Source organism: Janthinobacterium sp. JC611, from assembly GCF_018682595.1.
Classification (GTDB): Bacteria; Pseudomonadota; Gammaproteobacteria; order Burkholderiales; family Burkholderiaceae_D; genus Janthinobacterium.
The window spans coordinates 1-23,006 of record NZ_JAFLJN010000008.1; the positions used below are offsets into that span (position 1 = coordinate 1).

Below are 23,006 nucleotides of genomic sequence, written 5' to 3' on the forward strand. Positions count from 1 at the left end.
TGGAACATCCTTTTCGGTATTATTTCATGACCCCGTTTCACACAGAAATTCTTACAGGCTCGGCTTTTCGCCGCAGGCGGTTTTTCCTAACGACAACATTAGCAGTTCAGGCCGTGTACGAATGGCGGACCTGACCCTTGCCACGCCACGGCCTGCCCCGCAGGTTCGCAAACAACTTCATAACAGACCTGATTTCTGCCGGATGCCTTGGCCTTGTACAAGGCCTTGTCAGCGAGTTCAAGCAGTTCCATGGCCTGATTTTCCAGATGCACAGGCACAAAAGCCGCCACGCCGATACTCACTGTCACGACGTCAAGAGGATTACCGGTATGGGCAATGCCCATCGATTGCACGGCATTGCGCAACCCTTCCGCCACCGCCAATGCACCGGTCAAATTCGTACCCGGCAATAAAACCACCATTTCTTCACCGCCGTAGCGTGCCGCAAGGTCTCCTGGCCGGCGCATGCTGTAAGCCACCACCTTGCCAATTTTTCTCAGGCACTCGTCGCCGGCCACATGGCCATAGATATCGTTGTATTGCTTAAAGAAATCGACATCGATCAAGACCAGTGCCAGTGCGCTTTCTTCGCGCTGCGCACGGCTGAACTCGGCGCTTAGCGACTGGTCGAAATGCCGCCGGTTCGCCAGGCAAGTCAAGCCATCCTGGCTGGCAAGGCGGGCCAGGGTTTCATTAATCAACTCCAGCTCGTTACGCGCCTCCAGCAATCCCGCCTCGCTCTTGACCCGCAAATCGATCTGCCGCACCACGCGATAACCGATGAACGCAATCAACAGCACCAGTACCCCGCCCACCGCACTATGCAAGGCCGCGTCAAGGCGCCACTCGGCCAGCACTTCATCCTGCGATAACGCGGCAGACACCACCAGCGGATATTCCTCGATTCTGCGATAGCTATTGATACGCGTCACGCCATCGACACCCGACTTGATCACGGCGGTGCCGAGCGGACTTTTGGGCAAATAATCATGAAACACCGGGAGTTGTGAAATATCGCGTCCCAGCATACGCTCATCGAACGGCCTTCTTAACAAGAGAATACCCGCGCCATTCGCAATGAAGATGGCGCCTTTTTCCCCTATCGAAAAACGTTCATAAAACTGCCTGAAATAATTCATATCGATGGTCGCCAGCGCCACGCCACCGAAACTTCCGTCAGGCATATTGATCCGCCGCGACACCGTGACAATCCAGTGCCCCGTTGATTTGCTGCGCACGGGGGGACCGATATAAGGACGCCGGTCATCATGCGTTCGATGGTAATTGAAATAATCTCGATCGGAATTATTCAGATTTCTCAACAAGGTTTCCTGAGAATTCACCAGCCAGCTGCCATCTTTGGCATAGATAAAGATACCGTGCAACTGGGGTAGCTCGGCGACCCGGGTAACCAGCAATCTGTGAATGCGGGCCAGTTGCAGATCGGAGACACCGTCATTCTCCACCCGCTCCACCAGTCCGACCAGCGCCGTATCCGCCGCTTTAATCGTGTCATACGCATGCTGTGCAACAGATTGCGCCAGATTGGCGCTTTCGCGCGCGGCTTTATTGAGCTGCACCTCCCGCGCGCGCCAAGTCATCCATAACTGGATCGCCAGCAGGGACAGGCATACCAGCACAACAAATGAAACAACCAGCGGCAGCAAGGAAAAGCCCCTGAAACCCGCTCCCGACAGTCGGGGCGGTAGGCTATGCGACCTCATCATGGATTTACTCCAAATGTGATATCCGGCAAAGTGTGCACCAAATAGGCAGCAACATACTCACACATCGTAACAAGCAGGAACAAAAAATGAGCACCGTATCTGCCGGGCAAGGTGTTGTCGCAACCATGGCATCCACGAACCAGACTCCAGCTCGCCATAGTTTGCGATACCGCAATTCCAGAGGAAAGGAATGCGAAACAATGCCAGCTCTCTGCTCTGAAAGGGCTCGCCGACCATCTTCATATTGAAAACCTCAACTTGCCCGCCTCGCCATGGCGCTCGCGCTCTTTTCAACGGCGCAAACCGCCGACAAGCAGAGGGAATGGACAGGCGAACCATGGCCCTTGCGAGGTGATTACCAGATCGATGGCGGAGCACTGTCCGAAATGCCGCCATCCACGCGTAGCGACCGGAAACTGGCAATCATGGTCAAAGGGAATTGGCAAGGGAATTATTTGCTCAGACCGGACCCGATGTGAAGCCGGAACAGGCGTGCAACTCCTCAGCGGATTACCGGGAGCCACGCAGGAGCGATATTTCCTGCGTTCATACAAAAGAGGCGGGATACGCATGTTGTTTCGGACTCGACCTGCGCACGGGAAAAGGCAGGTATGGCGCAATCTGCCAAGCCGGGCGCTGCCTGGCATTGTCAACACCAAGGCCGGGCAGCGCCCTATCCTACCGCCGGCTGAGCGGCACATATTCCCCCGGCAAGCTGGCCGCTTCCAGCGCATCGGCAAAAGCCAGCAGGAACTTCGCCGGGCCATGGTCGGACACCAGCAGGGACGCGCCCTTGTGGCGCAGCAGTTTCAGCACTTCCTGCTGGTGCGCCTGGTATTCGCTGGAGTGGCCGTAAAACGTTTGATACATCTCAAGGGTTTCCATGGCCTTGGCGGCCAGGATGAATTCGGGTTTGTCCATGATGTCTCCTCGTTGTTACTGCTGCCAAAACGACGAAAAAAACCCACAAGATGTGCGGCCCATGCCGGTCGCACTGCCTTGCGGCAACCACATCCGTCCTTCCATCATACGCCTCAACGCGGCCATTGCGCCGTCCGATCGCGCATCTTTTTCTATCCCGCCTCTGCGGCATCACCACCTTGCATCCAGACTTGCGCCATTCCTCGAGTACGTGCTAGCCGCACGGTCACGCCCATGGCATCATGCGCGCTACCCATTCACTCTGGCGACACATGGACCAATATCACTTCCTCGTAGGCGAATTCAAAAAGAACAGCCCCTTCATTCCCGCCACGGCCAGCGCGCAGCTGTTCGCCTGGTTCGCGCACATCGGCGAACCCGTCGAGCGCTACGGCAACAGGCGCGGCAAGATCGTCAAGTTCTCACAGCGCAATTACGAGAAAATGCTGTTCGCACCAGAGACCGACGGCATAGGACTGCTGTCGCCGCGCATCGTGCCGCCCGACGAAGCTGACGAGGCCGTCAACTGCGACGCGCAGGCCATGTATTTATCGGGCTCGGAACTGGTTCTGTCCATACGCGCCAGCAAGCTTGCGCTGATGCCGTTGCTCGACGCCGCGCGGGCCATACCCGGCCTGCTTGAGCATTGCGAATATGTGTACTGCTACGCTGAAACGCAGGGCTATGGCACCGGCTACGCACTCGGCTACCGGCAGATCGATGCGGCCCATCCGATGACCTTTGGCACTCCTTGCCCCGCAAATAACTGGGCCGCCATCAAGCGGCGCGGGCTGCTGGATTCGCACCTGCGCGATGTCTATCCCATCAATGGTTTCACGCAAGCCAGACTGGATGCGCTGCCGCCCGAGCGCCGACAAGCGCTGCGCGACGCGATGCAGGCGTATGGCCGCTGCGAAGAGCATGCCGGCCTCACCTTCTGGCACCTGCCGCCCGAGGAACTGGACGCGGCCCGCGCCGCGCTGAACGCACACGCCATGCTGGGTGCCTATATCAACCACCGACACCCATGAACACACATTTATCGCTGCACTGCTATCTGCAGGACGGGGCCGCCGAGCGGCCCCTGCCCTGTTCCGACGTGACCATCCACGCCGACCCGGCTACCTTGCGCGCCATCGCCCATTTCCTGCTGGCCAGCGCCGACACCTTTGAGCAGGCGCAAGAACGCGCCGGCATGCACGCCCACCTGCAAGACGCATGGGACGGCTGGCAGGACGACTTCCCCGACCTGGTCGTGGTGGCGGCCTAAGTAACCCCCAATAAATTATTGTGATTTCTGACTTCCATAACCGGCGCTCTGCGGCGTTGCCCGCTGCTAGCAGTGCTCGCACTGCGTCGCAGCGGGCGCCTTGCATAGCATCCGGTTCTGTTCGTCATAAATTCACAATAATTTCCTGAGGATTACTTAGCCAGGCGCCTGCGTCGGCGCGCGTCGGGTAACATACGCCACCTTTGCCACACAGAGAACACCCGATGCCCGATTTCCGAACCGCCCTGCCGGCGCTGCGCGTGCCCCTGCAAGCCCTGCTGCTGGCCATGCCGCTGGCTACCCTGTCCGCCTGCGCCAGCCCGCCCGCGCACGAGACGCTGTTCCTCGCCACCACCCTGACGCCCGCGCATGCCTTCACCAAGGGCATCGAAGGCCCGGCCGTGGATGCGGATGGCAATATCTATGCCGTCAACTTTGCGCGCCAGCAAACCATCGGCAAGGTGCGCCCGGACGGCAGTGGCGAGGTGTACCTGACCCTGCCCGGCAGCAGCATCGCCAACGGCATCCGCTTCGGCAGCCGCGGGCAGATGTATTTGGCCGACTACATGGAACACACGATCTACCTGGTCGACCCGGCCACGCGCGCGCTCACCATCCACGCGCGCGAACCGCGCATGACGCAGCCGAACGACATCGCCATCACGGCCGATGACGTGCTGTATGCGAGCGACCCGAACTGGAAGGAAAACACGGGCCGCGTGTGGCGCATCGCGCAAGATGGCACGGTGACCCTGGCGCTCGACACCATGGGCACGGCCAACGGCATCGAGGTCAGCCCCGACGGCAAGATCTTGTATGTGAATGAAAGCGTGCAGCGCAATATCTGGATGTATGACATCGCCGCCGATGGCAGCCTGAGCGGCAAGCGCCTGCTGATCAAGTTCGACGATTTCGGCATGGACGGCATGCGCGTGGACGTCGACGGCAACCTGTACGTGACGCGCTACGGCAAGGGCAGCGTCGTCAAATTGTCGCCGCAGGGACGCATCTTGCGCGAAATCAGCGTGCCCGGCGCCAAGCCCAGCAACATCACCTTCGGCGGCCCCGATGGCCGCACGGCCTACGTGACGGAAGTGGTGCAGGGACGGCTGCTGCAATTTCGCGTCGACCGCCCGGGCCTCGAGTGGCAGCGGGCGCGGCAGCAGAAAGTAAATGCGGCCAATGCGGCGGCAGCCCCGCCACCGGCTGCCGCGGAGTCCGTCAGCGCGGAATGACGCGCTGCGCCTTCAACTGCTCGAACAGATGGAAGAAGGCGTCTTGCGTATCCTGGTAATCGAGAAAGCCCGCCTTGCGGCTCTTGCCCATGTCCGTCATCACTTCCATCGGCCGCCCCAGGTCGGCATCCGTATGCCACCAGGAAGCGAGGCGGCCGATGTCCGCCTCCACCAGGCCATGCTGCCGCGCGAGGGCGCGCCACTGGGCGGGAGCGTCCTGCATGCGACCGGCCAGCGGCGCCATCGTCTCGGGCAGGTCCGCCGCCTCGATACCGAAATACGCGGCCAGGCGCGGCCACAGCCACTTCCAGCGGAACACGTCGCCATTGACGATATTGAAATCCTCGTTGCGCGCGGCCGGGCTGTCGGCCGCCCACGCCAGGTGGCGCGCGAGCTGGCCCGCGTCCGTCATGTCGGACAGGCCATGCCATTGCGCGCTTGAGCCCGGAAAGACGAAGGGCTGGCCGCTGGCCTTGCACAGGCTGGCATACACGGCCAAAGTTAATCCCATGTTCATGGCATTGCCCAGCGCATAGCCGATGATGGTGTGCGGGCGGTGCACGCTCCACGTGAAGCCGTACTGCGCGGCCGCTGCAAACAGCCGGTCTTCCTGCGCGTAATAAAAATTCTCCACGGGCTGGCGGCCCTGCTCTTCGCGGAACGGCGTGACGGGCACGCTGCCCTGGCCATACGCGTCGAACGGCCCCAGGTAATGCTTGAGGCCCGTCACCAGCGCCGCATGGCGCAGGTGGCCGTTCGGTCCCAGCGCGGCCAGCACATTGGCGACCATGGCGCCATTGACGCGGATGTTTTCCTGCTCGTTCGCCTGGCGCGCCCAGGCCGCGAAGAAGACGTGGCTGGCGTCCAGGCCCGTCAAGGCGGCGTTTACTGCCGCGCCGTCCGTGGCGTCGAGCGGCAAGCATGCGCAGCCGGCAGGCATGGGCGTGCGGCCGCGCGAGACGCCCGTCACCCGCCAGCCCTGCGCCAGCAAATGCGTGGCCAGCTTGCTGCCGATGACGCCGCTGGCGCCGATAATCAATGCGTGCTTGTTCATGGATACTCCCGCCTGTGTAAAAAACCATGATATAGCGGACATAAATTCTTATCCGCGATAGTATTTCACTTTATTCATGAAAAATATTCCGTAATCATGTCCGACCACTTGAAAGGCATCGCGCCTTTTCTTGCCACCGCCGACGCCGGCAGCTTTACGAAGGCGGCCGAGCGCCTGCACTTGAGCAGCTCGGCCGTGAGCAAGAGCGTGGCACGCCTGGAAGCCCGCCTGGGCGTGATCCTGTTCGAGCGCAGCACGCGGCGCTTGCAGCTGAGCAGCGCGGGGCATGCCTACTACGCCACCTGCAAGCGCGTGCTGCAGGAACTGGTCGATGCGGAAAACGTGCTGGCCGAGCAGGAAGGCGAACTGGCGGGCAAGGTGCGCATCGGCGTGCCCGCGTCGTATGGCCGCCTGCGCGTGATGCCGGCGCTGATCGATCTGTGCGAAAAATATCCGCGGCTGCAGCCGGCCATCGCCTTCAGCGACCGCTTCGTCGACCTGTTCGAGGAGCGCATCGATATCGCCGTGCGCATCGGCGCGCCATCGCACTGGCCCGCCGCGCTGGGCCAGATGCACCTGGGCGACGAACGCCTGATCCTGTGCGCGACGCCCGCCTACCTGGCGCGACGCGGCACGCCGGCATCGATCGGGGAGCTGGAACAGCACGACTGCATTGCCTACGGGCGCGCCGACGGTTCGCCCATGCCGTGGCTGTTTCCGGATGGGGTCAAAGGCGGCCAGCTGGAATACCGCGTGGCCGCGCCGCGCATGACGGTGGGCGATGCGGAAGCGCGCACGGCCGCCGTGCTGGCGGGCCTGGGCGTGGCGCAGCTGGCCACCTGGCTGGTGGATGAGCACCTGGCCACGGGCGCCATCGTGACGCTCATGCCGCAGCTGGCCACGCCAGGCTTGCCGCTGTACCTGGCGTGGCCGCTGGCGCGCCAGCTGACGTCGAAGACGGGCACCCTGCTGCAGGAACTGCGCCAGCGCCTGACGATCAACTGAAAATAGGGCTTGACCCTGACGCGACGTCAGGGTCGATGCTGTCCGTACGCACCAGGAAAGGAACAAGCGATGCCATTGAAAATCGGTGAACTGGCCAGGCTCACGGGCTTGACCATCCGCACCCTGCACCATTACGACAGCATCGGCCTGCTCTCGCCCTCGGCGCGCACGCCCGCTGGCTACCGCCTGTACCAGCACGGCGACATGGACCGGCTGCACCGGATCATGGCGCTGCGCAAGTTCGGGCTGTCGCTGGCCGATATCGCCAACGCCCTCGCCGGGCCGGATCTACCCTTGCATTCCATCGTGGCGCAGCAGATCGCCATGCTGGAGCGCCAGATCGCGCAGGCGTCCACCTTGCGCGAACGCCTGTGCACCCTGCAGGCGCAACTGGCGCAGGGGCGGACCCCGGAACTGGCCGAGTGGCTCACCACTATGGAGTTGATGACCATGTACGACAAATACTTTAGTCCCGAAGAACTGCAACAAATGCCGCTGCTGACAGATAGCGCCGTGGAACAGGAATGGAAGGAACTGGTGGCGCGCGTGCGCGCCGTCAAGGACGCGGGCGCCGGCCCTGGCGATGCACAAGCACAGGCGCTGGCCACGGAATGGATGGTCAAGCTGGTGCGCGACACGGGCGCCCACCCGGGCCTGTTCGCGCGCCTGAACGACATGCACGCGCAGGAACCATCGATGCAGGCGACGACCAGCGTCGACGGGGAAGTGATGCGGTTCATCATCGCCGCCTTCAATGCCTCGCGCATCGCGCTGTACCAGCCTTTCCTCGACGACCAGGAATACGCGTATTTACTCGCCAACTACGGCAGGCGCTCGGGCGAATGGCCGGCCCTGATCGCCGCCGTGCGCGCCGCCATGGATGCGCGCACGCCGCCCACCGACCCGGCCGTGCTGCAACTGGCGCGGCAGTGGCTGGAACTGTTCCGCTCGTATGCGGGCACGAACCCGGCCACGCAGCTGAAGTTCCGCCAGGCGCACCAGCAGGAACCGCGGCTGATGGAAGGCAGCTTCGTCGACGCCGCCATGCTGCACTACCTGGGCGCGGCGATGGCCGTGGTGGGGCAAGAGCGTCCCGCCAAATAAGTTGACGTGTGGCATCTCGAGGGCGGGGCCATGTAGAATCGGCCTTCGCCCACGAGAGGAACAACCGATGCGCCGCTTTCTGTTTGCCTGCCTGACCCTGCCCGCCCTGCATGCCGCCGTGGCGGCCGAGCCGCCCGTGCAAGGGGTGTGGCAGGGCACTCTGGGCAAGGCCAATATCGTCGCCTGCTTCAACCAGCCCAGCTCCACGCAAGGCGCGGACCGCAGCGGCAGCTATTACTACACGCGCTACAAGACACCGATCATGCTGGCCAAGCCGAACGGCAAGAGCGACTGGAGCGAGTCCGACACCAAGGGCGACACGACGGGCACGTGGAGCCTGGGCGCGCCACGAGATGGCAAAGTCACCGGCACCTGGACGGACCCGAAAAGCGGCAAGACCCTGCCGTTGGCCTTGACCCTGCTGGAAGCGGCGGGCGACCGCGAGCACCCATCGTGCGCCAGCGATGCCTACAACCTGGCGCTGGAAGATTTTCCCAATACCAAGACAAGCAAGCCGATCGCCTTCGAAGGCAAGCAATACCGCAACCTGCAAATCGGCGACACCATCACGGTGGAATTGATCGCGCCCGGCGATGGCATCGCCAAAATCAACGCGCAGCTGCGCGCCGTGCTGGCAAAAAATAAAAAAGACCTGGCCGATTTCTATGCCACGCGGCGCGAATACCTGGGCCGCAACGGTTTCACGACGGAAGACGAAGTGTATGCGGAACCGACCTACTGGTCGCCGCGCTGGGTGACGGTCAAGTTCTACCGCTGGCCGGCCGGCTATGGCGCCCGCGGCATCTCGATCAAATTCCGCACCTGGGACGTCAAAACGGGCCAGGAAACGGATGTGTGGAACTGGTTCGGCGCCAGCGCCAGCGATGGCGACGACAAGGCCGAATTGCCGGACCGCCTGCGCCAGGCCCTGTTCAAGGATGTGAAAATCGACGCCGAGTGCAAGGGCACGGATTACGACGGCCGCGGCCGCTTCCACCTGTCCCTGAAGCCGGAAGGCGTGTCGTTCTGGGAAGACCCCAACGGCAGTGGCTGCGAAAACGATTTTCTGCTGCCCTACAGCAAGGTCGGCCCCTTCCTCACCGTCAAGGGCCGCGCCGCGCTCAGCGATCTGCTGCCGAAGAACTAGCCACAGCAGTGTTGACCATCGCGGACACCATCTCCGCCGTGGCGGCCGCCAGGGTCCAGCCCAGGTGGCCGTGGCCCGTGTTGTAGTACACGCCGGGCGCCTTGCCCGGCCCCACTTTCGGCAGCATGTCGGGCAGCATGGGACGCAAGCCCGCCCACGGGATCACCTTGCGCGTATTGACGTCCGGAAAGCACTGCTCGACCCAGCGCACCAGCGGGCGGATGCGGTCGGCGCGGATGTCCTCATTGTATCCATTGAATTCCGCCGTGCCCGCCACTCTGAGCCGGTCCTCGCCCAGGCGGCTGCTGACCAGCTTGGTCGCATCGTCGAGCAGGCTGACCTTCGGCGCCGCCGCGCGGCTGGCTGCATCGTCGAGCTGCACGGTGATCGAGTACCCTTTCACGGGATACACGTTCACGTGGTCGCCCAGCATCGCCGCCATGGCGCGGCTGGCCGTGCCCGCGCAGATGACGACGGCGTCGAACACGCTGCTGTCCTCGCCCACGCTGACGCGTACCTTGCCGTGCTCGCGCGCCAGCGCCGTCACCGCAGTGCCATAGCGGCACGCCACGCCCAGGCGGGCGCAGGCGTCGGCCAGGCCGCTGGTGAATTTGTGGATGTCGCCCGTGGAATCGCTGTCCGTGTAGTAGCCGCCGTAAAAATCGCCTTGCAAGGTCGGCTCGATGGCGCGCATTTCCTGCCGCGTGATGGCGCGCCGCTGCAAGCCGCCCTGCGCCAGCAGGCGCGACACGCCGGCCGCCCGCTCGAAGCCGGCCTTGTCCCGATACACGTGCAGGATGCCGGCGCGGCGGTGGTCGAAATCGATGTGTTCAGCTTCCGCCCAGGCGAACAGGTGTGCGCGCGCGGCGATCGCCATGCGCGCCGTGGCGACGGTGTTGCGCTCGTAGGCGGGCATGGCGGCGAGAAACTCCGCAAACCAGCTCAGCTTGTGCCAGCCGGGAGTCGGATTGAGCAGCAACGGCGCATCGCGCCGCGCCATCCATTTCAGGGCGTTCCATATCGTCGCCTTGTGGTTCCACACTTCCGCGTGCGAGGCCGACAATTGCCCGCCGTTCGCATACGACGTTTCCATGGCCGCGTAGCGGTGGCGTTCGATCAGGGTGACATTGACGCCCCGTTTCGCCAGCGCGTAAGCGGTGGTGACGCCCGTGATGCCGGCGCCCAGCACGGCCACCCGCGTCATGGTGGCGACACCTTGTGCACGACGGTATCGCCCGCCTGCAACACGCGCCCATCCTCGCCCAGCACGTCCATGCGGCGCACGGGCAAGCCCGAACCCCGCTGCAGCAGGGTCGAATGCGCCTCGCCCGCATCGAACAATTGCGCCTCGCTCCACTGGCGCAGGCCGACGACGACGGGAAACAGCGCCAGCCCCTTGGGCGTCAGCACGTATTCCTGATACGCCGTGCCATCCGAGGCGGGGGCAATCGTAAAGATGCCCTCTTCCACCAGGGTATGCAGGCGGTCGGCCAGGATGTTCTTCGCCACGCCCAGGCTTTTCTGGAATTCCCCGAACCGGCGCATGCCGTCGAAGGCGTCGCGCACGATCAAGAGCGACCAGCGCTCGCCGATCGCGTCGAGCGCGCGCGCCACGGGACAGGGGTCGGTTTTCAGGCTCTTGCGCTTGGCCACGGGCATTCTCCTTGATTGAGTGGTTGCATTTTAAAACTTCCCGGCGTAGACTCCAACTAGTTTTAATTTGAAACCACTTGATTGGCACTCCATGCGCGACACGAACCTCCCCATCACGACGGCACTTCCCCCCACCCTCGTCTGGCTGTTTGCCACGGCGGCCGGCCTCAGCGTGGCCAATGTGTATTACGCCCAACCCTTGCTCGCCACCCTGGCGCGCGAATTCGGCATGACGGAAGCGGCCAGCGGCATGGTCATCACGGCCACGCAGCTCGGCTGCGCGCTGGCCCTGCTGTTGCTGGTGCCCCTGGGCGACATGCTGCACCGGCGCCGCCTGACCCTGTTCCAGCTGGGCTTGCTGGCCGTCACGCTGGCGGCGCTGGCCTGCGCCCGCTCCACGGCCGCCTTGCTGGGCGGCATGCTGCTGGTGGGCTTGCTGGGCACGGCCATGACGCAGGGCTTGATCGCGTATGCGGCCAGCGCGGCGGCCAGCCACGAGCGGGGCCGCGTGGTCGGCATGGCGCAGGGCGGCGTGGTGATCGGCTTGCTGCTGGCGCGCACCCTGTCCGGCGTGGTGGCCGATCTGGCCGACTGGCGTGCCGTGTATATTGTCTCGGCAGCCATCGCCTGCGCCCTGTTGCTGCTGCTGTGGCGCAAGCTGCCACCGGCGCAAGCATCGCATCGGAAGCTGGCCTACGGCGCCCTGCTCGCCTCGATGGTGGACATGCTGCTGCACAACAAGGTGCTGCGCGTGCGGGGTATGCTGGCGCTGCTGATGTTTGCCGTCTTCAATATTTTCTGGAGCGCCCTGGTGCTGCCCTTGACGGCGCAAGGCTATGGCCATGCGGCCATCGGCGCGTTTGGCCTGGTCGGCGTGATCGGCGCGCTGGGCGCGGCGCGCGCCGGGGCGCTGGCCGATGGCGGCCGCGCGCAATGGACGACGGGCGCGGCCCTGTTGCTGCTGCTGGCCGCATGGCTGCCGCTCGGCTTTGCGGGCGCGGCCCTGTGGCCCCTGATCGTCGGCATCATCGCGCTGGACCTGGCGGGCCAGGCCATCCACGTGACCAACCAGAGCCTGATTTTCAAGGGCGACAGTGATGCGCACAGCCGTCTGGTGGCGTGCTACATGCTGTTTTATGCGGTGGGAAGCGGACTCGGTGCGATTGCCGCCACCAGCGTGTATGCGCTGGCGGGCTGGCATGGGGTATGCGCGCTGGGCGCGGCGGTCAGCTTGCTCGCCCTGCTGTTCTGGCGGCTGACCTTGCCTGCTGAAAAAACTTAGTTCAAGAGCGCCGTGGCGGAACCATGGCGGTAGGTTTTCAAGGCATCGGGCTGGATCTGGATCAGCGAACCGCTGACTTTAATCAAATGCAAGTCCGTCAGCTGGTGCAGCACGCGCGACAGGGTGGCGGGCGCCAGGTTCAGGAACGATGCCAGCAGGCTTTTCTTCAGGTCCAGCTTGACCTCGTTCGAACGCTGCTGGTCCGACGCCTGCAACAGGTACTCGACCACGCGCTGGGTGGCGTTCTGCACGGAGCAGCGCTCCACGTTGCGGATGAAACCCATCAGGTGGTGCGACAGGCTGTTCATCATCTGGCGCGCGATGCGCGGCGACTGGTCCAGCAGGCGCAGCAGCGCGTGCGGCGGGATGCGCAGCAACAGGCAGTGCTCGAGCGCTTCGGCGCAGAAGGGATATGGTTCATCGAGGAAGATCATGGCTTCGCCGAAGCTCTGGCCTGGACGGATCAGTTCCAGCACCTTGTCCGTGCCTTCCATGGAAAACACGCTGAGCTTGATGAGGCCGAAGACCACCACGTAGGCGCCTTCCGCCACTTCGCCCTTGCGAAACAGCACCTTGCCTTTTTCCACTTCGACGCGCACGACATCCTGGCGCAATTGCTCTAATTGCGAAGGGGAAATATGGCGGAACAGAGCCTGGCTCGATAGCAAGCCATCGACGTTGACCTTATGCATGACACTCTCTTATTAGATTAGCGAATGACTAAGAGTGTAATGCGCAGGCACGGTCAAGGCCATACGTCAAAGGAACTAGGGTTGTCTAGGCCGGAACGCCATGCAGGTCAAACAATCGCGCATTCCTTGTGCACTATTTGTACTTTGTTTGATCTTTATTTGCTTAACTCGCGCTCGACCGCATACACGGCGATCTGCACGCGGCTGCTGAGCTTAAGCTTTTTCAGGATGTTTTGCACGTGGATTTTCACCGTGCTTTCGGCCACGTCCAGCTGGCGCGCGATTTCCTTGTTGCTCAGTCCTTGCGCCAGGCAGGCCATGGCTTCGCGTTCGCGCGGCGTCAGTTTGTCATAGTCGGCCTGGGGCGCATTCTGCCCCGCGCGGAACTGCGACACCAGCTTGGCCGTCATGGCGTCGGCGATCACGGATTCGCCGGCGGCGGCGCGGCAAATGGCCTGGCCCAGCTGCTCGGCCTCGATATTTTTCAGCAGGTAGCCGCGTGCGCCAGCGCGCAGGGCCGCGCCCAGGTCGGCCGCGTTTTCCGACACGGTCAGCATCAGCACGACCGTCTGCGGCATGTCCTGCAGAATCAGCTGCAGCGCCTCGACGCCGCCCACGCCGGGCATGTTCAAGTCCATCAGCACCACATCGGGCCGCAGTTCGGCCGTCAGGCGTACGCCGTCCAGCCCGTTCGATGCCTCGCCCACCACCTGGAATTGAGGATTGCGCTGCAGCAGCAGCTTGACGCCGCTGCGCAGCAAGGTGTGGTCGTCGACCAGCAGGATTTTGATTGGTGCGTTCACTATGTTTGTTTCTTCTGCCTGATAAGGATGATTCATCTGTTACGCGGCCTGGCGCCGGGCCGCCGGCAAGGCCAGCGAGATCGTCGTGCCGCCGCCGGGCGTGCTGTCGATGGCAAATTGCGCACCGAGCCGCTCGGCCCGTTCCTGCATGATACGCAAGCCGATCTGCAATTCCGTTTTCTTGTCGCGCAGGTTGGCGGCAAAGCCTTCGCCATCGTCGCGCACCTGCAGCGCGAAATCGCGCCCGTTGACCACGCGCAACGCCACGTTGCCCGCCTGCGCGTGCTTGCGGATATTCGACAGCGCTTCCTGCACGATGAACAGGATCTGCAACTGCTGCTCGGGCGCCAGCGGCGCACCGTTGCCGCTCATGTCCAGGGTGCCGACGACACCCGTCTGCAGCTCGAACTTGGCCAGCACTTCCGACAGCTTGCTTTCCAGGTCGCTGCCATGCCAGCGCGTGCGGAAATTGACCAGCAATTCGCGCACGTCCTGGTAGCTTTGCTCGACGCCCATGCGCATCAGCGGCAACACTTCGGCCGCTTCGTCGAGCTGGCCCCGGCGCACGGAATCGTCGAGCATCTGCACTTGCAGGCTGATGAAATTGAGGCTTTGCGCGATGCTGTCATGCAAGCCTTCGGCCAGCAGGCTGCGTTCGCGCGCCACGGCGAATTCCTTTTCGCGCGCGATCAGGCGCTGGTTTTCGATGGCGATGCCCAGGCTCTGGCCCAGGGTTTCCAGCCAGCCCTGCTGCTGCGCATGCACGGCTTGCGGGCGCGCGAAGTGCAGCGAAAAACTGCCCACCACCTGCTCGCGCGCGAGGATGGGAAAGACGGCGATGGCGATAAACCCTTCGTCCTGGCAACGGAAACGTTGCAGCGCATCGACCTGGCGGAAATCGCGGATCTGGATCACGCCCTGCGCCACGGCCGCGCCGCACAGGCAATCGTTGTTGCGGATGCAGTGTTCCTCTTCCACCATGGCGTCGGAAATGCCCTCGTGCACGATGATGTGCACGGTGTCCTGCTGCGGATCGAGGATGCGCACGGTGCCGCCTTCGGCTTGCGCGAACTGCATCACGTGGCGCAGGAAGCCGCGGCACAGCGCGTCGATGGCGTGCTGGCCCGCCAGCAAGGTGGAAATCTCATGCAGGGTGGCCAGCTGGCGTTCCTGCGCGGCGCTCAGGCCCGATGCGGCTTGCGCCAGGCGGCGCTGGCGCCAGCGCGACGCTGGAAGTTGTTTGCGGGAAGGTTGACTGCGCGGCGCATGCATGAAGAACTCGAATCTGAAAAGGGGGCGCCCGGCAAGCGCTGCGGCCTGCCGGGCTGGTAAAGGTTACAAACGGATCTCGGTACCGAGCAGCTTGACGAACTGCGCCAGCCAGGCCGGATGCGCGGGCCAGGCGGGCGCCGTGACGAACTGGCCATCCGTGACGGCGTCCGTGACGGCGATGTCGGCATACGTGCCGCCGGCCAGTGTCACTTCCGGCGCGCAGGCGGGATAGGCGGAAATGCGCTTGCCGCGGATGACGTCGGCGGCGGCCAGCAATTGCGCGCCGTGGCAGACGGCCGCGACAGGCTTGCCCGCCGCGGCGAAATGGCGCACGGCGGCGATGACCTTGTCGTTCAGGCGCAGGTATTCGGGCGCGCGGCCGCCGGCGATCATGACGGCGTCGTAGTCGGCCGGATCGATCTCGTCGAAGCTGGCGTTCAGGGTGAACAAATGACCGGGCTTTTCCGTGTAGGTCTGGTCGCCCTCGAAATCGTGGATGGCCGTCTTGATCGTCTGGCCGCTCTTCTTGCCGGGACAAACGGCATGTACGGTATGACCGAGCATCAGCAGGGCCTGGAACGGCACCATCGTCTCATAATCTTCTGCAAAATCGCCGGTCAAAAACAGAATTTTCTTCGCTGCCATTTAGTTCTCCTATGAAAGATTGATCCGATATCCTTGCCTGCAGGACACACCGCAAGGCGTATCTTAGCGCGACTTGGCAGCCATACTGGATATTTATCAAACTTTTACGCCTTGATCGAGGATTTTACAGGCTGAGACAGAATTATTTGCAGCCTCGCCGGTCAAATCAGGCATACCTCCTTGAAAGGCCGGGCCATGGACAGCGGCAGCGACAGCACATTGATACGTATCTTCGACCATTTCCCCGATGCCGAGCGCGCCCGCAACCGGCTGCTGGCCGAGGGCTTTCCTCCTCACGCCGTGCAACTGGACGCGGGCGACGACGAGGCCGGCCCCGTGCAGGGCAACTTTACGGTTGGCAATCACGACACCATCACCAGCCGCCTGGAACGGGCAATCAACGCCCTGTTTGGCGGCGACAACCATATGTACCGGCGCAACTATGGCAAGACGGCCTTTCGCGGCATGGTCCGGCTGGTGGTAGCCGCGCGCCATGCCGATGAGCAGGCGCGCGCGCACGCCATCCTGCAAGCTTGCGGCGGCGGCGATATCGAACAGCGCACGGCCCGCTGCGGCCAGGACAGGCATGGTGGCGTGGCGGCCCTGTCGCGCTAGCCGCACAGCAAGGAGAACAAGCATGGATGTCACTTGGGTGGTCGTGGCCGACAGCAGCCGGGCGCGGCTGTTTACGCTGGGGCGGCAAAACCAGCTGGGCGAGTTGCAAGACTTTGTCAATCCGGCGGGCCGCGACAGCGACCGTGCCTTGAGCAGCGATGCGAGCGGACGCTTCGGCAACGGCATGCGCGCCGGCGCGCAAGCGGGCGGGCAAGCGCACACGGCGGAGCCTCATGTGACGCCGGTCGAGCATGCGAACGAACAGTTTGCCCGGTATATCGCGCAAGTGCTGCAGCAGGGTCTGCAGCAACAGCGCTACAACAAGCTGTGCCTGGTCGCCGCGCCCAAGTTCCTGGGCCAGTTGCGTCTAAGCCTGGATAGCCAGGTGGAAAAACGGCTCAGCCATACCCTGGCCAGGGATATCGCCAGCATGAACGTGCCGCAGCTGGAAGCCTACCTGCGGCAAGCGCGGGACAGGAACGGCGGCGGCAGTTGAGCCGGCGCCAGCCGCATGCGGGCACAATCTGTGGCAAGATCTGCGTTCTTTCTTTCAAAACCGGAACTTGCCATGATTTTTGAAATTGCCCACATCCAGATCAAATCGGCCACGCACGCTGCCTTCGAAGCGGCCGTGACGAAAGCCATCCCCCTGTTCCAGCGCGCGCGCGGCTGCGAGTCGATGCGCCTGGAGCGCTCGATCGAAAACGGCGACGCCTACCGCCTGGTGGTGGGCTGGACGACGCTGGAAGACCATACCGTGCATTTCCGCGGCAGCGACGACTTCCAGGCATGGCGCGGTCTCGTGGGTGAATTTTTCGCCGCGCCGCCCCAGGTCGAGCACATGCACACTGTGCTGACGGGGTTTTAAACAGGCGGCGCCTGCCCCGCCGCCGTCATACGGCCGGGTGGTGAAACACTTGCCGCAAGTAAGCGAGGAAGGTTTCATCCTTGCACAGGGTCTTGCCCGGCGAATCCGACAGTTTCGCCACCGACTGGCCGTTGCAGCGCACCAGTTTCATGACGATGTTGAGCGGCGTCAAACCGACGTCGTTGGTGAGATTGGTGCCGATGCCGAAACCCGTCATGATGCGGTCGGCGAAGTGCTGGTACAGGGCGAAGGCCTTGTCCAGGTCCAGGCCGTCGGAAAACACGAGGCGCTTGGTATTGGCGTCGATGCGCAGGGCCGCGTAATGGGCCAGCGCCTTCTCGCCCCACTCGACGGGGTCGCCCGAATCGTGGCGCAGGCCGTCGAACAGCTTGGCGAAATACAGGTCGAAGTCGGCCAGGAAGGCATCCATGCCCACCACGTCCGTCAGGGCGATGCCCAGGTCGCCCCGGTATTCCTGCACCCAGTCTTCCAGTGCCGCCTTTTGAAAGTCGCGCAGGCGCACGCCGAAGGACTGGAACGATTGCATGTATTCATGCGCCATGGTGCCGATCGGCACGATGCCCAGCTTTTTCGCCAGGTACACATTCGACGTGCCCTTGAAATATTCGGGCACCTCGCGCGCCAGGCGCTGCACCACCTCGTCATGCCAGGCGCCGGAAAAACGCCGGCGCACGCCGAAATCGGAAAACTCGAATGGATGCTTGCGCCGCGGCAGCTTGCCGAATTCCTTGACGGCCGCCACTTTCAAGCCCAGGCGGTGGCGCCCTTCGCGCATGGCCGCGTCCAGGTCGAAGCGGCGGAAATACAGTTCGTTGATGATGTACAGCACGAAAATCTCGAAGCCCATCACGTGCACCTGCGGCCCGGCCGCGTGCACGAGCAAGGTGTCGCCGTCGGTGCTGACCTCGATGAACTTGCGCTGAAAGCGGAACACCGTCAGGAAGTCGACGAAATCGCTCTTCATGAAGCGCAGGGTGCGCAAATAGGCCAGCTCGTCGTCTGCAAACGACATCGAGCACAGGTGGTCGAGCTGTTCTTCCAGCTCGCCCTTCAGTTCGGCCAGGGGAAAGGCGGTGGCGTTGCGGCAGACAAATTCGTATTCGGTATGGGTATTCGGATGACCGTGCAGCAATGCTTGCCACATTGTAAATTTATACAGATCGGTTTCCAGCAAACTGCGCACTATCGGGGTCATGTGTGTTTTCTCCAACTTCCTGAAGCCAGAATAGTACGCCACCGCAAGCATTTCAGCAGGGCGCGATGCACAAATGGCTCAGGCAGTCGCGTTCGCCAGCAGTTCCGGCAAGACGTCGGCGGACGTGGCCAGCCGCGCGCCGCGCTCGCGCATGGCGGCCAGGAAGTCGCGCTGCTGGGCTGCGAAACCCGTGACGGGGCTCATGCAGTCCGTCAGCAAGACCAGCCGTGCCAGCGCCTGCGGTCCCTGCTGCGCTTCCAGGTAATCGGCGATGTGCTCGGTGCTGGCTTTCACGCAATGGCTGCCCGCTTCGCCGCAGAGGTAGAGTTGCTGCGCCGGCAGCAGGGTGTCGAGGAAGGCGCGGTTGAGCTGGGTGGCCGTATCCTGCGCATCGGGCACTTCCGCCATGACGGCCGAGTAATGTTCGGTCCACGGGTTGGAACCCTTGCTCAGCTTGGCCACCACCTGCAGGTGATCCACTTCCCACGCGTTGTAGGCGGCGCGCACGGCCGCGTGGATATTCTGGCCCCAGCTGCCGATCTCGCAATGCACGGGCCACACCATCAATTGATAGCGTCCCGCTCGCTGCAAGGCATCGAGGTAGGCCAGCGCGCGCGGCAAGGCGCCGCTGGCGGCGGGCAGGAACAGGCGGTCGCGCACCTGCTGCGCGCTGATCTGCGTAAATGGTGCGACGGGGCCGCCATCGCCCGTGCGCCAGAAGGCGGGGTGGGCGATGTCGTAGCGGTGGTGGGCGTCAAGCGTCACGCTGATCTGCGTCAGCCCGCCTCCCCCTTCGCGGATCAGTTGCGCCACACGCAGCATGTCGGCGTGGGCGCCCGGCACGGGCAGGGCCGGCGCGGTATCCGGCGGCAGCCAGGTGGCAGGCAAGTCGCAAAAATCGTTTTGCGGGTCGATGACGAGCAGGTGCAGCTGGCGTTTCATGGCGATCCTCGTGCGTGGCGGGTATTGCATGATAATGGCAAGCTCGCCATCACGCCAATCCAGGAGCCGCCATGCCCCTTGCAAATCGCAATAACTTGCGTCCGAACAAATTACTCAACAGCAAATGGACGGCGGTCACCCCCGTCAACAAGGAAAAACACTTTCTCGTCGTCAAGCTGTGCGCAACGGCCACGCCGGATGCACCCGTCACCCACGTGGAACTGGAGGCCGTACATTCGGGTCGCGTGCAGACTCTGCCCTGGCGCGCGCTGCAGGATGCGGCGCAGTGGCATCAGGGGTGGAAGACATAACGGCGCTGGCGCCGCTCGACCAGCTGCAATGCCACCTCGGCCGCTTCGCTGACCGCTTCGGCTTCCGTCGCAAACGGATGGTCGGCCAGCACCCGGTGCTTTTTGACGATATTGTTCCTGTGCATGGGGTTGCTCGAAGGGGTGTACAGGGACACATAGGCGCCCCACAGTTTGCAACCGCGTAAGGGTTCCGCCGTGTAATTTATTTCATACGTATCAACGTACTTTATCGGCACGATGTTTGCTCCAAAAATAACATCCCCGGGTAGCCTGTCTCAATGGCCCTACCCGGCGCAGGGTTGGAATACATGCAATCGCGCTTGCTCAGGATACTCACTCACATATCTGCTTTTTATTACGCGGCACAGGAAAAAACTCGAACGCTCGCCGCCTCTTCAGGCATGGCGGCAGGCCCGCTGAAAGTATAGACGATGCGGAAAAAATTATTGAAAGACAACTCTGTACCGAACGCCCCCTGGCCCGCTCAAGGGACTACGGCCGGGAGCGAGGGACGGCGGCGGCGCCCTGTTTCAGCGCCTCGGCCGCGGGATGCATGGACCAGACGACGCTGAGGATTTTCCATTCGCCGTCGCGCTTGACCATTTGCCACGCTTCCACGCCATAGTTGGACAGTTTGTTGTCAACGAGGAATTCGTAGTCGAAGTTGACCCACGCCACATGGCGGTCCTGGGTGATCTTGACGTTGTAGAATTTTTCTTCCGTGCGCAGGGGTTCGCGCTTGATGAAGTTGGCGAAAGCAATGTAGCCGGCCGGCGCGACGCCGTCGAAATGAACGTCCGTCGTATCGCGCATTTTCTTGATGAAATCGTCGTCGGCCGGCGAGGCGAACAGTATGTTGGTGTGCAACATCAGCGACGACAGCAGCTTGACATCCTTGGCGATCAGGGCCGCCTGGAAGTCGGCGACGACTTGCTCGATGGCGCGGATATCCTCGGGGGTGGAGGCGTGGCGGCCCACATGGGGCGGTGCAGGTAGCGCCGTCTGCGCCAGCGCCATGCCTGCTGAAAACAGGGAACATCCAAACCATACTGCGCTTGCCAACTTGTGCATGAGGGACTTTCATGGCGAACGGCTCGCCGGGCTGGCACTGGGCGTGCCGCTGGCAAGCTTATGTCAACCATGGCAGATTGGCAATCCCCCTTTGGAACTAGGGCGTAGCAGACCTCAGGCAGCCAGGGCCGCGATCGAGGCACGGCCCTTGGCGATCGCGCTGGCGACGGCGTCCTCGCCCATGGCCACGCCTTCGGCTTGCACGAATTCGATCTCGGTGATGCCGATGAAGCCCAGCGCCGTGCGCAGATAGGTGCTCAGGTAGTCATACGCGGCGCCCGGGCCTTCGCTGTAGACGCCGCCGCTGGCCGTGAAAATGACGGCTTTCTTGCCCGTGGCCAGGCCGACCGGGCCCGTGGCCGTGTACTGGAAAGTGCGGCCCGCGCGCGCCACGTGGTCGATCCACGCCTTCAGGGTCGAGGGCACGGAAAAGTTGTACATGGGCGCGGCCAGCACCAGCACGTCGGCGGCCAGCAATTCGTCGACCAGGGTATCGGACAATTGCACGGCCGCTGCCGCCTGCGCGCTGCGCTGGTCGGCCGGCGTGAAGAAGGCGCCCATCACCTCTTCCGTCAGGTGCGGCACGGGCTGCGCCGCCAGGTCGCGTTCGACCACGCTGGCGCCTTGCGCGGCCAGTGTCGCGACGAATTCGCCGGACAATTGGCGCGACAGGGAACCGCTGTTGCGCACGCTGCTATTGATGTATAAGACCTTGCTCATGAAGTGCTCCAGTGAAAACGGGTGACGGGAATGGCCGCATCGCAGCCCTTGCACACAGCATAATTCGGGTCTACCATCGATGAAACCGTGTAAATATAAATGATTAGCATCGAATTTTTAGATATGGACTCAGCATGAGAGAACCGGGCCAGCCTTCGCTCGACCAGTTGCGCGTCTTCGTCGCCGTCATCGACGCGGGCGGCTTCGCCCACGCGGCGCGCCAGCTGCACCGCACGCAGTCGGTGATCAGCTACACCATCGCCAACCTGGAAGAACAACTGAACGTGGTGCTGCTCGACCGCGGCAAGCGCAAGCCCACCCTGACGGATGCGGGCAAGGCCCTGCTGGCCGACGCGCGCGCCGTGGCCCTGAAGGTGGACGGCATGCGCGCGCGCGCCAAGGCGCTGGCCGGCGGGCTGGAGGCGGAAGTGTCGGTGGTGGTCGACGTGATGTTTCCCACCTGCGTGCTGGTGCGCGTCTTGGAGGCCTTCCAGGCGCAGTTCCCCACCGTCGCCCTGCGCCTGCGCATCGAAGCCATGGGCGCCGTGGCGCAGCTGGTGATGGATGGCAGCTGCCACATCGGCCTCGGCGGCTGGATGACGGCCACGGCCAGCGTCTTCGAGCGCCTGGCCGTCGGCCACGTGCGCCTGATTCCCGTGGCCGCGCCCAGCCACGCGCTGGCGCAGCTGGCGGGCCCGATCGCCTCCAACGTGGCGCGCGAACACGTGCAGCTGGTGCTGACCGACCGCAGCGACCTGACGCAGGGCCAGGATTTCGGCGTGCTGGGATTGCGCAACTGGCGCCTGGGCGACCTCGGCTCCAAGCACGCGCTGCTGCGCGCCGGCCTGGGCTGGGGCAACATGCCCGAAGCGATGGTGCGCGAGGACCTGCAGGCCGGGCGCCTGGTGCACCTGCCGCTGGCCGTCGACAATGGCGAGAATTACCCGATCTACCTGATCCAGCGCGCCGACACGCCGCCGGGCCAGGCGGGCAAGTGGCTGACGGAGCGGTTTGCGGAGCAGTTGCCCTTGCTGGCACAAGGGTTTTAAACGCCAAACAAAACCTACTGCGCGTCGCGCTTTGCGGCCTGCGATGCTCACCGTGCTGGAGCACGGTTGCGCTTCTTAGCCACAAATCACTGCCGCTCGCTACGGTTTTGTTAGGCGTTGTGAGCTCGCAATTGACACAGGTATGATGCGGGTAACACTTCAACAAGGATTCACCATGGCCGGCATCGACGACTTCGTCAACAAGCAAAAAACAGGCGCGCGCTTCGTCATCACGGCGCAGATGATGCGCATGACGCCGCAGCAGTTCGACTCGCTGGCGCAGGAATGGATGGAAGACGGCGGCCCCGGCTTCGACGTGGCCGGCATCCCGCACCGGGTGGTCGTCGATGGGCAGTTTTATATCGGCAGGCTCACCGTGCAGCGGCACGGCGAGCCTGCCTGAG

The 23,006-nt window shown here is 63.3% G+C and carries 27 protein-coding genes; 13 read left to right on the plus strand and 14 right to left on the minus strand.

From position 1 onward, the window contains the following. Positions 1-98: 98 nt before the first annotated feature. Together J0O65_RS07310 and J0O65_RS07315 are read right to left on the minus strand one after the other, a co-directional pair. Positions 99-1,667 (minus strand): sensor domain-containing diguanylate cyclase, encoded by a 1,569-nt coding sequence (locus tag J0O65_RS07310; protein ID WP_353056164.1) that lies wholly within the window; start codon positions 1,665-1,667, stop codon positions 99-101. 738 nt (positions 1,668-2,405) lie between these two features. Continuing rightward, positions 2,406-2,648: a hypothetical protein gene (locus J0O65_RS07315; RefSeq protein ID WP_141172071.1), complete on the minus strand. Its 243-nt coding sequence runs from the start codon at positions 2,646-2,648 to the stop codon at positions 2,406-2,408. Between the two features lie 242 nt (positions 2,649-2,890). Between J0O65_RS07315 and J0O65_RS07320 the strand changes: the two genes are divergently transcribed. The 3 genes from J0O65_RS07320 (at position 2,891) to J0O65_RS07330 (ending at position 5,153) form a co-directional block, all read left to right on the plus strand. Then, the gene (locus J0O65_RS07320) at positions 2,891-3,679 is read left to right on the plus strand and encodes a hypothetical protein (protein ID WP_215405493.1); all 789 of its coding nucleotides are present in this window, start codon (positions 2,891-2,893) and stop codon (positions 3,677-3,679) included. Further along, positions 3,676-3,918 carry an Imm32 family immunity protein gene (locus J0O65_RS07325; RefSeq protein ID WP_215405495.1) on the plus strand — a complete coding sequence of 81 codons (243 nt, stop codon included), beginning with the start codon at positions 3,676-3,678 and terminating at the stop codon, positions 3,916-3,918. Before J0O65_RS07320 ends, J0O65_RS07325 begins: the two co-directional genes overlap by 4 nt. 224 nt (positions 3,919-4,142) lie before the next feature. After that, positions 4,143-5,153, plus strand: a complete 1,011-nt coding sequence (locus tag J0O65_RS07330) for an SMP-30/gluconolactonase/LRE family protein (RefSeq protein ID WP_251373585.1) — start codon at positions 4,143-4,145, stop codon at positions 5,151-5,153. On the opposite strand, the gene J0O65_RS07335 is transcribed toward J0O65_RS07330, so the two are convergent. Further along, positions 5,140-6,207, minus strand: a complete 1,068-nt coding sequence (locus tag J0O65_RS07335; RefSeq protein ID WP_215405497.1) for an SDR family oxidoreductase — start codon at positions 6,205-6,207, stop codon at positions 5,140-5,142. The genes J0O65_RS07330 and J0O65_RS07335 overlap by 14 nt on opposite strands. 96 nt (positions 6,208-6,303) lie before the next feature. Between J0O65_RS07335 and J0O65_RS07340 the strand changes: the two genes are divergently transcribed. From J0O65_RS07340 to J0O65_RS07350, 3 genes are all read left to right on the plus strand, one after another. After that, complete coding sequence (locus J0O65_RS07340) at positions 6,304-7,212, plus strand: LysR family transcriptional regulator (protein WP_215405499.1); 909 nt, start codon at positions 6,304-6,306, stop codon at positions 7,210-7,212. A 69-nt stretch (positions 7,213-7,281) separates the two neighbouring features. Further along, positions 7,282-8,316 (plus strand): MerR family transcriptional regulator, encoded by a 1,035-nt coding sequence (locus tag J0O65_RS07345; RefSeq protein WP_215405501.1) that lies wholly within the window; start codon positions 7,282-7,284, stop codon positions 8,314-8,316. Positions 8,317-8,383: 67 nt separating this feature from the next. Beyond that, positions 8,384-9,463 carry a hypothetical protein gene (locus tag J0O65_RS07350; protein ID WP_215405503.1) on the plus strand — a complete coding sequence of 360 codons (1,080 nt, stop codon included), beginning with the start codon at positions 8,384-8,386 and terminating at the stop codon, positions 9,461-9,463. Here the strand turns inward: J0O65_RS07350 and J0O65_RS07355 are convergent. Beyond that, positions 9,438-10,667, minus strand: coding sequence for a D-amino acid dehydrogenase (locus J0O65_RS07355; protein ID WP_215405505.1), 1,230 nt, complete (start codon positions 10,665-10,667; stop codon positions 9,438-9,440). The two genes, J0O65_RS07350 and J0O65_RS07355, sit on opposite strands and share 26 nt — an antisense overlap. After that, a complete protein-coding gene (locus tag J0O65_RS07360) occupies positions 10,664-11,116 on the minus strand; it encodes a winged helix-turn-helix transcriptional regulator (RefSeq protein WP_215405507.1) in 453 nt (150 codons plus the stop codon). The genes J0O65_RS07355 and J0O65_RS07360 overlap by 4 nt, the downstream gene beginning before the upstream one ends. A gap of 91 nt (positions 11,117-11,207) precedes the next feature. Between J0O65_RS07360 and J0O65_RS07365 the strand changes: the two genes are divergently transcribed. Continuing rightward, positions 11,208-12,398, plus strand: a complete 1,191-nt coding sequence (locus J0O65_RS07365) for an MFS transporter (protein ID WP_215405509.1) — start codon at positions 11,208-11,210, stop codon at positions 12,396-12,398. Here J0O65_RS07365 and J0O65_RS07370 read toward each other — a convergent pair. From J0O65_RS07370 to J0O65_RS07385, 4 genes are all read right to left on the minus strand, one after another. Continuing rightward, a complete protein-coding gene (locus J0O65_RS07370; RefSeq protein ID WP_215405512.1) occupies positions 12,395-13,090 on the minus strand; it encodes a Crp/Fnr family transcriptional regulator in 696 nt (231 codons plus the stop codon). The genes J0O65_RS07365 and J0O65_RS07370 overlap by 4 nt on opposite strands. Positions 13,091-13,245: 155 nt before the next feature. Beyond that, positions 13,246-13,929 (minus strand): response regulator, encoded by a 684-nt coding sequence (locus tag J0O65_RS07375; protein ID WP_215405514.1) that lies wholly within the window; start codon positions 13,927-13,929, stop codon positions 13,246-13,248. A 3-nt stretch (positions 13,930-13,932) separates the two neighbouring features. Continuing rightward, positions 13,933-15,165: a GAF domain-containing sensor histidine kinase gene (locus J0O65_RS07380; RefSeq protein WP_215405516.1), complete on the minus strand. Its 1,233-nt coding sequence runs from the start codon at positions 15,163-15,165 to the stop codon at positions 13,933-13,935. Between the two features lie 63 nt (positions 15,166-15,228). Further along, positions 15,229-15,810 carry a DJ-1/PfpI family protein gene (locus J0O65_RS07385; protein WP_215405518.1) on the minus strand — a complete coding sequence of 194 codons (582 nt, stop codon included), beginning with the start codon at positions 15,808-15,810 and terminating at the stop codon, positions 15,229-15,231. Positions 15,811-16,005: 195 nt separating this feature from the next. Between J0O65_RS07385 and J0O65_RS07390 the strand changes: the two genes are divergently transcribed. The 3 genes from J0O65_RS07390 (at position 16,006) to J0O65_RS07400 (ending at position 17,293) form a co-directional block, all read left to right on the plus strand. Further along, positions 16,006-16,425 carry a hypothetical protein gene (locus J0O65_RS07390; protein ID WP_215405520.1) on the plus strand — a complete coding sequence of 140 codons (420 nt, stop codon included), beginning with the start codon at positions 16,006-16,008 and terminating at the stop codon, positions 16,423-16,425. A 22-nt stretch (positions 16,426-16,447) separates the two neighbouring features. After that, positions 16,448-16,921, plus strand: coding sequence for a host attachment protein (locus J0O65_RS07395; RefSeq protein ID WP_215405522.1), 474 nt, complete (start codon positions 16,448-16,450; stop codon positions 16,919-16,921). 72 nt (positions 16,922-16,993) lie between these two features. Beyond that, entirely contained in the window at positions 16,994-17,293 is a 300-nt protein-coding gene (locus tag J0O65_RS07400) for an antibiotic biosynthesis monooxygenase family protein (RefSeq protein WP_215405524.1), read from the plus strand. 25 nt (positions 17,294-17,318) lie between these two features. Here the strand turns inward: J0O65_RS07400 and pncB are convergent, their stop codons facing one another. Together pncB and J0O65_RS07410 are read right to left on the minus strand one after the other, a co-directional pair. Then, positions 17,319-18,509 carry a nicotinate phosphoribosyltransferase gene (gene pncB / locus J0O65_RS07405; RefSeq protein WP_099665174.1) on the minus strand — a complete coding sequence of 397 codons (1,191 nt, stop codon included), beginning with the start codon at positions 18,507-18,509 and terminating at the stop codon, positions 17,319-17,321. Positions 18,510-18,587: 78 nt separating this feature from the next. Next, entirely contained in the window at positions 18,588-19,451 is an 864-nt protein-coding gene (locus tag J0O65_RS07410; protein WP_215405526.1) for a cysteine hydrolase family protein, read from the minus strand. A gap of 71 nt (positions 19,452-19,522) precedes the next feature. On the opposite strand from J0O65_RS07410, the gene J0O65_RS07415 reads away from it, so the two are divergent. After that, positions 19,523-19,762, plus strand: coding sequence for a TIGR02450 family Trp-rich protein (locus tag J0O65_RS07415; protein WP_215405528.1), 240 nt, complete (start codon positions 19,523-19,525; stop codon positions 19,760-19,762). On the opposite strand, the gene J0O65_RS27845 is transcribed toward J0O65_RS07415, so the two are convergent. From J0O65_RS27845 to J0O65_RS07430, 3 genes are all read right to left on the minus strand, one after another. After that, positions 19,744-19,887: a hypothetical protein gene (locus J0O65_RS27845; RefSeq protein ID WP_217916871.1), complete on the minus strand. Its 144-nt coding sequence runs from the start codon at positions 19,885-19,887 to the stop codon at positions 19,744-19,746. The genes J0O65_RS07415 and J0O65_RS27845 overlap by 19 nt on opposite strands. A 367-nt stretch (positions 19,888-20,254) precedes the next feature. Beyond that, a complete protein-coding gene (locus tag J0O65_RS07425; RefSeq protein ID WP_215405530.1) occupies positions 20,255-20,779 on the minus strand; it encodes a nuclear transport factor 2 family protein in 525 nt (174 codons plus the stop codon). Between the two features lie 168 nt (positions 20,780-20,947). Further along, positions 20,948-21,553 (minus strand): FMN-dependent NADH-azoreductase, encoded by a 606-nt coding sequence (locus J0O65_RS07430; RefSeq protein ID WP_215405533.1) that lies wholly within the window; start codon positions 21,551-21,553, stop codon positions 20,948-20,950. A gap of 134 nt (positions 21,554-21,687) precedes the next feature. Here J0O65_RS07430 and J0O65_RS07435 point away from each other — a divergent pair, with 134 nt between their 5' ends. Together J0O65_RS07435 and J0O65_RS07440 are read left to right on the plus strand one after the other, a co-directional pair. Beyond that, positions 21,688-22,602, plus strand: a complete 915-nt coding sequence (locus J0O65_RS07435; RefSeq protein WP_215405535.1) for a LysR family transcriptional regulator — start codon at positions 21,688-21,690, stop codon at positions 22,600-22,602. A gap of 175 nt (positions 22,603-22,777) precedes the next feature. After that, entirely contained in the window at positions 22,778-23,005 is a 228-nt protein-coding gene (locus J0O65_RS07440) for a hypothetical protein (protein WP_215405537.1), read from the plus strand. The last annotated feature ends 1 nt before the right edge of the window (position 23,006 follow it).